A 13883-nucleotide genomic window follows, 5' to 3' on the forward strand; every position below is an offset into this window, starting at 1 on the left:
TAAAATAGGACCGTTGAGACTTTTGTCACAACCTTGACAACGTTCGTTTTTGAAATGGAAAGAGCATTCGCTAGAAAAAGGAGTGGAGCTTGACTGCCCACACTCCTCTACTTTTAATTCTTACAAACGACGACCATGACAGTTCTTGAATTTTTTACCGGAACCACATGGACAGAGGTCATTCCGACCAACCTTACTTAGATCGATATCACCTGGTAATTCCCTGCCTTCTGCTGCAATATTCCGAGTTGCTGTTGTAGTGATCTTATGCTCTGTACGAGGACGTTCCTGTTGATGAATTTGTGCTTTCATCATTAAGCGGGTCACATCGTACTCCAAGGAAGCAATCATGTCATTAAACATGCGGAAACCTTCAGCCTGATACTCAACAACAGGGTTATTTTGTGCATAACCACGTAGTCCAACCGCATTCCGCAACTGATCCAGGGCGTCGATATGATCGGTCCACTTGTTATCCACAACCCGTAAAATCAAGACTTTCTGGAATTCCTTAACTGCCGCTTCGTCTTGCAACTTGGAAACTTGATCATCATAGACATCCATGGCCAAGTCATACAAGTAATCCACCATCGCCGCATCATTAAGCCCTTCCAAATCTTCTTTCTCGATTTCATCTTCCGGCACAATACAGTAATGGGCAAAATTGTAAAGAGCTTCTAGGCGTTCTTCCTTGGAGGAACGGCTATGATTTTCCACTTGGCGTTGGATGGTCCGACGAATCATCGCGTGGATTTCAGGGGCTAAGTCTCGATCAGCAGAAATCACATCGTACCGTTCCCGGTAGATAATTTCTCGTTGCTCCCGCATCACGTCATCGTATTGCAAGACCTGTTTCCGAGTATCGTAGTTATTCCCTTCAACCCGCTTCTGAGCCGCCTCCACTTGACGCGTCAACATACCAGAACGAATTACGGACTCTTCTTCTGACAGATTCATCCGATCCAAGAGAGCCTTAATCCGCTCAGAACCAAAACGGCGCATCAAATCATCTTCAAGTGATAGGTAGAATTGAGATTCACCTGGATCTCCCTGACGACCGGCACGTCCACGAAGCTGGTTATCAATCCGCCGGCTTTCGTGGCGTTCCGTACCGATAACGCAGAGACCTCCATTTTCACGAACCCCTTCACCCAACTTGATATCGGTTCCCCGACCAGCCATGTTGGTCGCAATTGTAATCGCACCAGGCTGACCAGCATTCATGATGATCTGAGCTTCCTTGTAATGGTTCTTGGCATTCAAGACTTCGTGAGGAACCCCAGCTTCTACCAATTTTTGTGAAAGGTAATCACTGGTATCCACCGATACGGTACCCACAAGAACCGGTTGGCGCTTTTCATAACGCTCTTTAACTTCTTGAACGACAGCCTTGAATTTGGCTTCCAAGCTTGGATACAAGAGGTCTGGATGGTCAATCCGTTGTACAGGACGGTTAGTTGGAATTGGAATAATCCGAATGTTGTAGATTTCACGGAATTCTTCTTCCTCAGTTTTCCCGGTCCCGGTCATCCCAGATAGCTTTTTATACATCCGGAATAGATTTTGATAGGTAATCGAAGCCGATGTTTTACTTTCATCTTGAATCGGAACAGCTTCCTTGGCTTCAATGGCTTGGTGCAAGCCATCAGAGAAGCGTCGACCTTCCATGGTCCGACCGGTAAACTGGTCAACGATCAAAATTTCTTGTTCCGGACTCACGACATAATCGATATCCAAGGTCATGATGTAGTTGGCCCGAAGAGCGTTATCGATAAAGTGAGTCAAGGCCACGTGTTCGATATCATAGAGGTTATCCAACTTGAAGTAGGCTTCGGCCTTGTCGATTCCAGAATCTGAGAGTCCAATGGTCTTGGATGGGACATCAATGATATAGTCCTCCTCCTCCAAGGTTTTCACATAGCGGTCTGCCAAGTAATACAACTGGTTGGTTTCAGATGAGGTTGGTCCAGATACGATCAAAGGCGTCCGCGCCTCATCAATCAAGATAGAGTCAACCTCGTCAACAAGAGCATAATTCAAGCGGCGTTGGACCATGTCCTCTGGACGAGCCACCATGTTATCACGGAGATAATCGAAACCGATTTCCGCATTGGTAGAGTAGGTAATGTCACAGGCGTAGGCTTGACGTTTCTCCATTGGTGACTTGGAAGCCAAGTTAATCCCAACAGACAGACCCAACCAAGAATAAAGCTCCCCCATCTCAGTCGCATCCCGCTCACTCAAGTACTCATTCACTGTAACTACGTGAACTCCTTGGCCAGAAATAGCATTGAGATAAACCGGCATGGTCGCAGTCAGGGTCTTTCCCTCACCGGTACGCATTTCAGGCACGTCACCATGGTGAAGAACAATCCCCCCCATCACCTGTACCTTATAAGGGAAAAGTCCGAGGACCCGTTTAGCACCCTCACGTACAACCGCAAAAGCCTCATACAAGAGATCATCCAAGGATTCACCATCAGCATAGCGATCTTTGAACTCGTCAGTTTTTGCCTTAAGTTCGTCATCCGTTAAAGCAGCCATTTCCTCTTCATAAGAGAAAACACGGTCTGCCATCCGTTCAATTTTCCGAAGTTCCCCTCGGTCGTTTTCAATAATGGATTTTAATAAATTTGCCATTGTTTTCCTTACTTGTTCATTTTTTTCTACTGCCCTTCATTATATCACAATCTAGGCTATCTTGAAAATTTTACCCAAAAATGAAAAAAGGTTCGAACAAATGTCTCGACCTTCCTATTCTCATTAGTGAAATCACTTTGACGCAGTGGTTGATTGGTATTTTCGTTCGCTTTTATTGAGAGAACATTTCATGTTCTCTTATCCAGAAACTCAAAGAGTCAATTTCTGACTCTTTGACCTCCGAAAACTACCTAATCAACTTTGACATGAACTTCGTTCATTTCATCTATAAGCTCTAAAGGCATTCAACATGCCTTTAGACCGGAGGTGGGAGTGAAACGGTTTGAGGATAAACCGTTTCAGCTTACAACATGAAATAAAGACTTGTAACGAACGATTTTTACAATTAAAATCGTTCTGTCCCACTCTCTCTGGTTAAGGGGGTCACCCCCATTTTCATGAAAGTTTTCTAAAAAAATTGCTCCCTGTCTACAATCTTGCCTTTTATTCAGGCCGCTTCAAGGCAAATAGCGCATCTCCTTCTTCTGCAGTCTCTTGGGCCAAGCGGTCCATTTGTGAAAACTCTGCAGGGTTGGTCACAATAATCATGGTCGTTGCTTCCAAGCCGGCTTCCGCAATCACAAGGGGATCAAACTGAGCCAAAACATCTCCTGCTTCAACCTTTTGTCCCTGTTTCACCTTGGCATCAAAGCCTTCTCCCTCTAAGGAAACAGTATCAATCCCAATATGAACCAAGAGCTCTACACCTTGAGCAGTACGCAAACCATAAGCATGCCCCGTTTCAAAGGCAATCGTCACTTCTCCACTAACGGGTGCATAAGCTACATCGGTTACTGGCTTCACGGCATAACCGGTTCCCATTGCGCCACTTGCAAAAACGGGATCATTCACTTCTTCCAAAGGTAAAACTTCGCCTGCCACAGGACTCGCTACAATCATCTCCCCTTGTTCCTCAGCATCCTTATTTGAAAACAAGGAACCAATTCGTTTTTGAAACCACGATTTCTCAGCCATTTTTATCACCTCTGTAAACGTTTTATAACTTGATTTAATGGTATCATCTTTTAGCCAAATGTCAAGCTAGGAAGAGCTTTCTTCTCCTGGCAAAAAACTCACTCGCCACTTGTTTTAGCGAGTGAGTTTTTTAAATCAAAATCCCCTGAAAGTGGTCCCACTCATGTTGGAAAATCTGAGCGGGGAAACCTTCTAAATCCAGCTCCTGGGGCTGAAATTGTTGATCCAGATAAGAGATGCGGAGTTTCCGATGGCGTTTCGTTGGCCGGACTCCATCCAGAGACAAGCATCCTTCCTCCGTCTCATATGGTTCCGATTGACTAAGGATTTTAGGATTGAAGAGGACTAAATCCAGACCTGGAGCCATGCTGATAATCATAGCTTGTTTGGAATGGCCAATCATATTGGCGGCCAAGCCCACGCACCGATCTCGATTCGCGGCCAGAGCAATCCGTAATTGCTCTGCCAAGCCCAAATCCAGAGGAGTGACAGGAGCTGACGGCCGGCTAAGAAATACCTGATCCCGAATAATTTCAGGTGCCATCTTAGGATTCACTCACTTCCTTAGCCAAGACGAAATTACCCAAGGTCGCTGACCCATTGTCAGGCACAGCTGGGGTAACAATGTAATCGTTGAGATCCGGAACTGGAAGGTAACCATTCAACAATTTCTCGAACTGTTGGTGGACGCGTTTCAACATATGTTCTTGAGCCATAACCCCACCCCCAAAGACAATAACTTGTGGACGGAAGGTAACTGTAGCCTGAACAGCTGCCTGTGCAATATAGTAGGCTTGAATATCCCAGACATCTGAGTCCAAACCAATATTTTCTCCGCGAATACCGGTGCGAGCTTCTAGACTTGGGCCAGCTGCCATGCCTTCCAAGCAAGCACCATGGAAAGGGCAGACCCCTTCAAAACCAGCCTCGCGGTCTAAATCATGCACAGCAACCGGAACATGTCCCATTTCAGGATGCCCTTGTCCGCCAATAAATAAACCATCCTGGATAACACCCGCACCAATACCTGTACCAATGGTATAGTAAACCAAATGATTGACTTTATGGTTTCGGGCAACAATTTCACCAAAGGCAGAAGAGTTTACATCGGTGGTCACATAAACTGGAATCTCCAAAGCATCTTTAAACGGAGCCACCAAATCAACATTGGCCCAGTGAGGTTTAGGGGTTGTGGTGATATACCCATAGGTTTCCGAACTATGGGCAATATCCAGTGGCCCAAAGGAACCAATGGCTAGACCTGCCAAGTCAAATTTTGAGAAAAATTCAATGGCTTGGCCAATGGTTTCCTCAGGTGTCGTTGTCGGGAATTGAATTTTTTCCACGACTTCAAAATTACTGTCGCCGACAGCACAGACAAATTTCGTTCCGCCAGCTTCCAAACTAGCATAAAGTTTTTCAGACATGCGAGACCTCCTCGTTTTTTGTGTGATTTTTAGCTTTTTATAACATAGTTAAGGCCGAGACTGAACTGTCTCGGCCCTTTTATTTTAACACTTATTTAGCAGAAAGGCTAAGAACTTCTGAACCTTTTTGGACAGTTTGTCCAGCTTCTACTGGAGAAATTTGTCCGTATTCAGCAGTGTTGGTTACGATAAACATGGTTGTATCTTCAAGTCCTGCTTCAGCGATTGCTGCTGAATCAAAGGTACCCAAGACATCACCTGCTTTCACTTTGGCACCAGATTGAACTTTTTGTTCAAATCCTTTACCAGCCATAGAAACTGTATCGATCCCAACGTGGATCAAGAGTTCAGCACCCTTATCTGTTTTCAAACCATACGCATGTCCAGTTTCAAAAGCAACTGTAACCGTTGCATCTGCTGGAGCATAAACCACACCTTGGCTAGGTTTGATTGCAATACCGCTTCCCATTGCACCACTAGAGAAGACTGGGTCATTTACAGTTTCAAGAGCAACCGTTTCTCCTTCAACTGGAGTTGCTACGGCTTCGTCTTGCAAACCAACCATTTGCGCTGCTTCGACAGCCGCTTCAACTTCTTCGACCTCTTCTTCTTTTTCGTTATAACCGAAAGCATAAGTCAAACCGAATCCAAGACCAGTCGTTGCAAGAACCATGATGATGTATTGCAACAATTGACCGTTAAGGTAAAGGAGAGTTCCTGGGATAATGGTTACACCAAATCCTGTTCCGGCAAGGTTCATGATGGATGCCAACCAACCACCGGCTGCACCGGCAATCAATCCCATTACAAATGGTTTTCCAAAACGAAGGTTAACCCCGAAGATAGCTGGCTCTGTGATACCCAAGCTGGCAGAAAGTGCTGCTGGGAAGGCAAGAGCTTTGAGTTTTTTATCTTTTGTTTTAACACCAACCGCAAGAGTTGCACCCATTTGAGCGGTCATAGCAGCAGTAATGATGGCGTTAAATGGATCACGTCCAGTATTGGCAATCAATTGTGCTTCCAACAAGTTGAAGATGTGGTGAACCCCAGTTACCACAATCAATTGGTGAACGCCACCAAGAATCAATCCTGCGAGACCAAATGGCAAGGCAAGGATTGCAGTTGTTGCTGCAAGTACGATATTTTCAACAGAGTGGAAGATCGGTCCGATGACAAAAAGTCCAAGAACAGACATCACCAAGAAGGTAATGAATGGAACCAACAAGAGATCCAACACATCTGGAACCTTCTTATGCAACCACTTCTCTAATTTTGCACCAAGCAAACCAACAAAGAAGGCTGGAAGAACTGAGTTTTGGTAGCCAACGACTGGGATGAACCCAAAGAACATCAATGGTTCTGCATCACCAGAAGCAACAGCCCAAGCATTTGGAAGAGCTGGGCTAACCATCATCAAGCCCAAGACAATCCCGATAACTGGGTTACCACCGAATACACGGAAAGCAGACCAAGCAATCAAGGCTGGGAAGAAGATGAAGGCAGTATCTGTAAGAACTTGTGTCCACAAGTAGAAATCAGTGCTTGAGAAAGCTTCTGAGGTTGTTCCAAACAAACCTAGTACAGCATCGTTATTGATAGCTCCGCGGATCCCCATGAAGAGACCAGTCGCAACGATAGCTGGCAAGATTGGTACGAATACGTCTCCGAAAGTACGGATAGAACGTTGGAACCAGTTACCTTGTTTAGCAGCTTCAGCTTTCTGCTCACCAGTTGAGCTGGTTGGAAGTCCCAATGCTACGACTTCATCATAAATTTTATTAACGGTACCAGTACCAAAGATGATTTGGTATTGACCGGAGTTAAAGAAGGCTCCTTGAACCTTGTCCAAACTTTCAACAGTTTCCTTATCGATTTTGGACTCGTCTTTGACCATTACCCGTAGGCGGGTCGCACAGTGGGCAACGCTGTTCACGTTTTCCTGTCCACCAAGCGCTTCGATTACGGACTGGGCAATCTGCTTGTTATCCATGTGACAACTCCTTGTTTTGATTTTTTGAAAACGGTTTACACCGTTCTGACAATTGTTATTTTACCACATCTGGCAAATATGTCAATCGTTTTGCAGAAAAAATATTTTTGGCAGGGTAAACCCTTGATTTTTCTTAGGAAAACATTTACTATAAAATAGCAAAAAACTATGGAGGCGCTTTTATGAAATGGACTACAGAAAACCGTTATAAACGCTACGAAGACTGGACAGAAAAGGAACTTCAAGAACTCAAAGACCTCAACGCCCAGTCCCCTTGGCATAACCACTACCACGTTGAGCCAGCCACAGGGCTACTCAACGACCCCAATGGATTTTCTTATTTTGATGGCAAGTGGGTTCTCTTTTATCAGAACTTTCCCTTTGGCGCAGCTCACGGCCTAAAGCAATGGGTGCAACTGGAAAGTGACGACCTTGTAAACTTCAAAGAAACTGGACTAAAAGTCCTTCCCGATACCCCGCTTGACAGCCACGGCGCTTATTCCGGATCTGCCTTTCAGGTAGAGGACAAGCTCTTCTTATTTTATACAGGAAATGTACGCGACGAAAATTGGATTCGCCATCCTAAACAAATTGGTGCCTTCGTTCATAAAGATGGCACTTTGGAAAAAATCGATCAAGTGCTGATTGAACAACCGAGTGATGCGACCGATCACTTCCGTGACCCACAAATCTTCCAATATGGAGGGGAGTTCTATGCCATCGTGGGTGGTCAAGATTTGGAGAAAAAGGGCTTTGTCCGCCTCTACAAGGCTGAGGACAAGGACATCCGCAACTGGACTGAGGTGGGCGACTTAGATTTTGCCAACGACCGCACAGCTTATATGATGGAATGTCCCAACCTAGTCTTTATCGACCAACAACCGGTGCTTCTCTACTGCCCACAAGGCTTGGATAAAAACGTTTTTGACTACCAGAACATCTATCCAAACCTCTATAAAATCGGTCAATCGTTTGACAGTACCACAGCAAAAATGGTTGATGTTGGATCCCTCATGCAATTCGACTATGGATTTGAAACCTACGCTACTCAAGGATTCAATGCCCCAGATGGAACAGCCTATGCCATCTCTTGGATGGGCTTGCCAGACGTTAGCTACCCATCAGATGCCTTTGAACACCAAGGCTGCATGTCTCTCGTTAAAAAGCTAAGCCTCAAAGACGGTAAACTCTACCAAGAGCCAGTTGAAGCCATGAAGGAGCTTCGCCAAGCTCAAGAAGCTTGGGCGGATCGTGTTGACACTGACAACAGCTATGAGTTAGAACTCACTGTTCCCGCCGGGCAAGATGCCAACCTGGTACTCTTTGCGAATGCAGACAAAAAAGGACTTGACATTCAGATTGACCGTGAAGCTGGTCGTTTGACCGTCGATCGCTCCGGTTTGGCACATCGCTTCGATCTAGAACATGGGGAAAGTCGAGATTTGGAACTCCCAGAAGGAGACACAAAACTTCAACTCTTTATCGACCAATCAACCTTTGAAATCTTTATCAACGGTGGAGAATTTGTTCTATCCGGTCGGGCCTTCCCAGGTCAAGACCAAACAGGCTGCTATCTAACAAAAGGACAAGTAACTGGGCACTACTATCCACTCTCGTTCAATGGCCGTTAAACTAACAGATGTCGCCGAACATGCCGGCGTTAGCCCCACTACTGTCTCTCGTGTCATCAACCGCAAAGGTTACCTGTCACAGAAAACCATTGATAAGGTCACCAAAAGCATGCGGGAACTCGGCTATAAGCCCAATAATATGGCCCGCAGCCTGCAAGGAAAATCTGCCAAATTAGTCGGCCTGATTTTCCCCAAGCTAGGCCATGTATTCTATGCTGAGTTAATCGATGCCCTTGAAGCAGAGCTCTTCAAACACGGCTATAAAACCATCATCTGTAATAGTCAAGGAGAACCAGACAAGGAAAAGGAATACTTGGAAATGCTAGAAGCCAACCAAGTAGATGGCATTATTTCTTCCAGCCACAACTTAGGTATTAACGACTACGACCGTGTATCCGCCCCTATCGTCGCCTTTGACCGCAACCTCTCCCCAGACATCCCTGTCGTCGCATCTGACAACTATAGTGGCGGCGAAATCGCCGCCAACTACCTCCTCAAAACCGGAGCTAATAACATTCTTATGCTGACAGGAAATGATGACTCCAACTCTCCCACCAGCCTCCGACACGCCGGCTTTGCCAGCGTACTCCCTCAGGCACCCATTGTCAATCTTCCATCCCACTACAGCACCCAACGCAAGGAGATGGAAATTCGACAAATCCTCAGAGATCACCGACCGGATGGTATCTTTGCTTCGGATGACCTAACCGCAATCCAAGTCCAAAACATTGCCCAAAGCATGAACCTAGACTTAGAGGTCGTCGGTTATGATGGCACCCACTATATTGAACACTACCACCCACAATTAACCACTATTAAACAGCCCATTTCTGAAATGGCTGAGTTGATGGTCGAGATTCTATTAAAACGGATCAAAGGACAGACACTTGATCACAGTGGCTATATTCTCCCTGTCAGCTTACTCGCGAGTCCTCGCAATTAGACTTAATCCTAGGTATTTACCTAGGATTTTTTTGCAACACTCATTAAATTTCAAAATCTGACGTTGTCAAGCCTCTTCGGTGAACTTCAGTTCTACCACCATCGGCTTTCCTAGTCATTTTTTTGAAATTTTTCGAGTATTCCGATTTTTAAGTTTGTCCAGTATAACCTCTTTTCAAAAAGGAATAGATTCTTGAAGTAAAGCGCTTACTATGGTAAAATGAATTCAGAAAACATTTGGGGTGCTGAGGCTGAGATCTTCTTTCATGATTCATCCAACTAGATAAATCATAGAAAGAAGAGACCCATGGAACCTGACACAGTTAATACTGGCGTAGGGAAATGTTGCTAACCTTTTTGGAAAGCTTTCCATGACTTCATCACTCCTTCGCACTTGCTGAAAGGAGTTTTTTATGTCCAAAAATTTATCCGTCTTAACAGAAGCAGCAATCTTTGCTGCCCTGGCTATGGCCCTCTCCATGCTACCAGATTTTGCATCCTGGTTTACCCCTTCCTTTGGTACCATCCCCCTACTTCTATTTTCTCTCAGACGAGGATTGAAACCAGGCTTACTAGCTGGACTCAGCTGGGGACTCTTGCATTTTCTTCTTTCAAGGGTTTATTATCTAAGTCTTCCCCAAGTATTCATTGAATATGTTTTAGCCTTTCTCGTTATGGGACTGGCCGGTTTCTTTGCCCCTTCCTTTAAGGCCGCTCTTAAAAAAGGCCACAAGAGCCAGGCTATCAAAATAGCCACTCTAGCTGCTTTCACGGCTATTTTGGTTCGTTACCTCTTTCATTTTTGGGCAGGAATTCTATTCTGGTCTGATTATGCACCTGAAGGAATGTCCCCCATCATCTACTCACTCAGTGTAAATGGAACAGCTGGACTGCTAACCCTCGCTTTTAGCCTCCTCGTTATCCTTCCTCTTGTACACTTACAACCCCGGTTTTTCTTAACAGATTAGAAGGTTCACACATGACATCCGAGATTTCCGACTACTGGGCTGCTTTTTGTTCCAAGAAAAAGCTCCCTCCTCAAACCAAATTCCAAGCTTGGAGTTTTGGAGATAGTCCTAAACTAGCCGATGAACTAGCTGATTTGGTTAAAATCGGAAAAAAGACGGCCACTACATCCGCACTTGATCTCTATGGAAAGGACGACCCTTTACCTCAAATTGGGGAATACAATGTTATCCTTGATGGCTCCCAAGAACCCGTTTGCATCACCCAAACAAAGGAAGTCCTCCTCATCCCCTACAAGGAAATCACTCCCGACCAAGCCCGCATGGAAGGAGAAGGTGACCTAAGTTATGCCTACTGGAGAAAGGTTCACGATGCTTTCTTTAAGCCCTATTTCCAAGAAGCAGGCATAGAATTCCGGGATGATGCGATGATGGTTTTTGAAATCTTTGAACGTATAGATTAAATTTCTTTTTCCATTTTTCAACTTAGGCTTGTATACTCTTAAAACCCATCCAGACAACTCGTTCTGGATGGGTTTTAAATTCTCATGAAATCTATTGGATAACATACTACTGATGAAACTAGTTGAGCCGTTTCATATACTCTTTTAGTTTATCTTTTATTACTGTGTTAGCTCGTCTTGCCGTACTTCAGTACTGTCTACGACTCGCTGCCTTGTACTAAAAGCAAACTAAAAGACTATAATATCCACGTCTTATCTCCTTTCATCTTTCTTACTCCTCCCCCACTTTAGCTCCACTAAGATAAATCCCAGCCAGATCAAAACCATAATTAGATATCCTAAACGAAAACCATCCAGAAATTGGGCAAGGCTCCAAAGAAGTAGTAAGATATCCACAAATGAAACCTTTCTAAAAAGGTTCCGGTATTTCCTGTAGACAACTATTTCTATCACTAAAAACAATAATAAAAAGTATAAAGCCATAGCATAACTCCATTTTCAGACTTACAAGATAGGGGGCTTTTCTACTCCCTCCAACTATTTTCGGAATGTCTCGAAAAAACGAAATCTATTTTCTCAGTTTTACTCGTCTTCAACTCCTTGTAAAAGTTTCCAAAATGTTTCCTTTAATAGAGCTAAAAAACAAACTAAAGCCACCGTATTTATCCCCAATCCAAGAGGAGATTCAAGATATTTACGATTAACCCAGACACATGTTTTTTCATAAGCTCCTCACTTTCTTATAAGTGAACCTAAAATTGATCGTACAGTGATTTTTTAGGATCTACGGCACTTTGCTAGTTTCATTTTACTACCTATGCACGGTTTTCAAACAACAAAGTCCCAAAATGTCATCCAAGCGTCCTGAATGGTAAAAATTTGAAAACATAAAGCATCGTGTATTTGATTGTATAAATAAGTTTCAGCCATTCATCACTGAAATTGCCATAAAAAGTCGGGAGCTGTTCCCGACTTTCACAAATCCTTAATGAAAAAAGTTTCCCAAGGAGGCCAGCCCCCTGGCTTTCTCCTCTTCCACCTTGGCAATAAAAACAACTTTCTTATAGAACTCCGCCAAATCCGGGCTAAGTCCCTCCTCCCCAATCTTCCGGAGAGATAAAAGGCGAATTTCTTCAACCATGGTTAGAAAACGATCTTTCCATTTTCTATTAGAAACAATTAAGTCTTGCTTATACGCGAGCAGGATCTTCCGCTCGTCTGGTCGCAAGCTTGAACTCAATAAGAGATTGTAATAGTACTCCAACAATTCTTCTTCCTTCATTTAAGGTCTACCTCCTGACCAATATCCATCAGCCATCGATGATCCCCAACCATTTACGACCGCATCTTTGGTTGCTTCAAACGGCGACTTGGTTACAATATAGCTCCACTGTCCATTGGGAAAGTGACAAGAATAGCCATTGGCACCTGCCATCACAAATTTACAGGTACCGGCTGTCCCTGCAAATAGGGGTTGCAATTCAGATAAAGAAAGTGAATCTGTTTTCAACCTTTACCTCAAATCTGCCCTTGAGTATAGCACAGCTTTCTTCCTTTCAAACCCAAAAGTCCAAAAATGTCGTCAAAACATCCTGAATGGTAAACACTTGAAAACATAGACCATAAATATTATCAGCAAAAAATTTCGGTATAGCATTCTCTTATTTAGCTGAGTTATAGTCTTTTATTTGAAAATAACACAGTAAAAAAGCGCAAAAAAACACTATCTGTGTTATACTTAAGGTGAACATATTTAAAAATGTCTTAAGGATGTTGCCGCATCCCTAATGCTCTTGCTGCTTCATAAGTTTGATGTGTTTTCAAAAGTTTGTAGACAATTCTTAGTATCTTATGAGCACAAGCGATAACAGCCTTCATCTTACTTCCTCTTTGGGAAACTCGATTGTATAAAGATGAGAAAGCTGGATCTTTGGAGTGTCCTGCTATCATACCCGAGATCGTTAAGGCATGTTTTAAGTATTTATTTCCTTGCGTTATTCGCGAGGATTTTTTAATACCAGCACTTTCATAGGAACCTGGACATAGACCAGCCCATGAGGCTAGGTGTCCATCTGTTGGAAAAGCATCTACATCAGGACCAATTTCCGCTAAAATAACAGCTGCTCCATTTTCACTTATCCCAGGTACAGTCATTAATAATTGATATTCTTCGGGGAAGTGTTTATTTATATAGGATTTAATATGCTTATCCAAATCCTCAATGAGACTCTGTATCATGCGATATTGTATTAGACTTTGTGACATGAGAAAACAGTCCTCGCTAGAGAGTTTTCCATTCATGGCTTCAACCAAGTCTATAGCTTGAGCTTTGACACGGCCGTGCATACAAGCTCTAACACTCTCTTCATCAATGACTTCTCCGTTTATGAATAATTCCAGTAAAGCCTGACCGGTTTTTGAAAATATGTCAGAAAGAAAGCTTGTTAATTTAATATTGGATCTCTGAAGAAGATTATGAATCTCATTTTTAATCTGAGTAAGGCTCTCTTTATAGGAGCGATATCTTCGAGTTAGTAGGCGAAGCTCCATAACTTCAGGAGTGGGTAAATAGGATGATTCAATTAAACCACAGCGGCCCAGTTGTGCTAACCATTCGGCATCTTTCATATCTGTTTTCCGGCCCGGAACATTTTTGACTCGCTGTGGATGTGCCAAGGAGAATTCCAAACTAGATTCAGAAAAAATATTAAAGACAGGAATCCAGTATTGTCCAGTACTTTCCAAAAAGACATGCGTTACTCCGTGATTGAGCATCCAATCCAAAGCCC

The 13883-nt window shown here is 43.7% G+C and carries 12 protein-coding genes and 1 riboswitch; of the genes, 4 read left to right on the forward strand and 8 right to left on the reverse strand.

The annotated features are described in order from the left end of the window. Positions 1-120: 120 nt before the first annotated feature. From secA to I1A59_RS05590, 5 genes are all read right to left on the reverse strand, one after another. Entirely contained in the window at positions 121-2640 is a 2520-nt protein-coding gene (secA, locus tag I1A59_RS05570) for a preprotein translocase subunit SecA (RefSeq protein ID WP_196091805.1), read from the reverse strand. A gap of 504 nt (positions 2641-3144) precedes the next feature. Further along, positions 3145-3675 (reverse strand): PTS glucose transporter subunit IIA, encoded by a 531-nt coding sequence (locus I1A59_RS05575; RefSeq protein ID WP_196091806.1) that lies wholly within the window; start codon positions 3673-3675, stop codon positions 3145-3147. A 130-nt stretch (positions 3676-3805) separates the two neighbouring features. Beyond that, on the reverse strand, positions 3806-4219 hold the full coding sequence (locus tag I1A59_RS05580) for a peptide deformylase (protein ID WP_196091807.1): 414 nt from the start codon (positions 4217-4219) through the stop codon (positions 3806-3808). Between the two features lies 1 nt (position 4220). Next, positions 4221-5102: a fructokinase ScrK gene (gene scrK, locus I1A59_RS05585; RefSeq protein WP_196091808.1), complete on the reverse strand. Its 882-nt coding sequence runs from the start codon at positions 5100-5102 to the stop codon at positions 4221-4223. A 91-nt stretch (positions 5103-5193) separates the two neighbouring features. Beyond that, complete coding sequence (locus I1A59_RS05590) at positions 5194-7092, reverse strand: sucrose-specific PTS transporter subunit IIBC (protein WP_196091809.1); 1899 nt, start codon at positions 7090-7092, stop codon at positions 5194-5196. A 182-nt stretch (positions 7093-7274) separates the two neighbouring features. Here I1A59_RS05590 and I1A59_RS05595 point away from each other — a divergent pair, with 182 nt between their 5' ends. The 4 genes from I1A59_RS05595 (at position 7275) to I1A59_RS05610 (ending at position 11094) form a co-directional block, all read left to right on the forward strand. Beyond that, positions 7275-8723 carry a sucrose-6-phosphate hydrolase gene (locus tag I1A59_RS05595; protein ID WP_196091810.1) on the forward strand — a complete coding sequence of 483 codons (1449 nt, stop codon included), beginning with the start codon at positions 7275-7277 and terminating at the stop codon, positions 8721-8723. Beyond that, positions 8713-9666, forward strand: coding sequence for a LacI family DNA-binding transcriptional regulator (locus I1A59_RS05600; RefSeq protein ID WP_196091811.1), 954 nt, complete (start codon positions 8713-8715; stop codon positions 9664-9666). The genes I1A59_RS05595 and I1A59_RS05600 overlap by 11 nt, the downstream gene beginning before the upstream one ends. 227 nt (positions 9667-9893) lie before the next feature. Beyond that, positions 9894-10023: riboswitch (TPP riboswitch) on the forward strand. Between the two features lie 55 nt (positions 10024-10078). Beyond that, entirely contained in the window at positions 10079-10633 is a 555-nt protein-coding gene (thiT, locus tag I1A59_RS05605) for an energy-coupled thiamine transporter ThiT (protein ID WP_196091812.1), read from the forward strand. An 11-nt stretch (positions 10634-10644) separates the two neighbouring features. Beyond that, entirely contained in the window at positions 10645-11094 is a 450-nt protein-coding gene (locus tag I1A59_RS05610; protein ID WP_196091813.1) for an ASCH domain-containing protein, read from the forward strand. Positions 11095-12079: 985 nt separating this feature from the next. Here the strand turns inward: I1A59_RS05610 and I1A59_RS05615 are convergent. The 3 genes from I1A59_RS05615 to I1A59_RS05625 form a co-directional block, all read right to left on the reverse strand. Continuing rightward, the gene (locus tag I1A59_RS05615; protein WP_196091814.1) at positions 12080-12376 is read right to left on the reverse strand and encodes a bacteriocin immunity protein; all 297 of its coding nucleotides are present in this window, start codon (positions 12374-12376) and stop codon (positions 12080-12082) included. Further along, entirely contained in the window at positions 12377-12604 is a 228-nt protein-coding gene (locus I1A59_RS05620) for a garvicin Q family class II bacteriocin (RefSeq protein ID WP_247644769.1), read from the reverse strand. Between the two features lie 254 nt (positions 12605-12858). Then, positions 12859-13883, reverse strand: a 1025-nt coding sequence (locus I1A59_RS05625; protein ID WP_196091815.1) for an IS110 family transposase, incomplete at its 5' end; no start/stop codon positions are given.

The organism is Streptococcus sp. NLN76, from assembly GCF_015686645.1.
In the GTDB taxonomy this organism is placed as follows: Bacteria; Bacillota; Bacilli; order Lactobacillales; family Streptococcaceae; genus Streptococcus.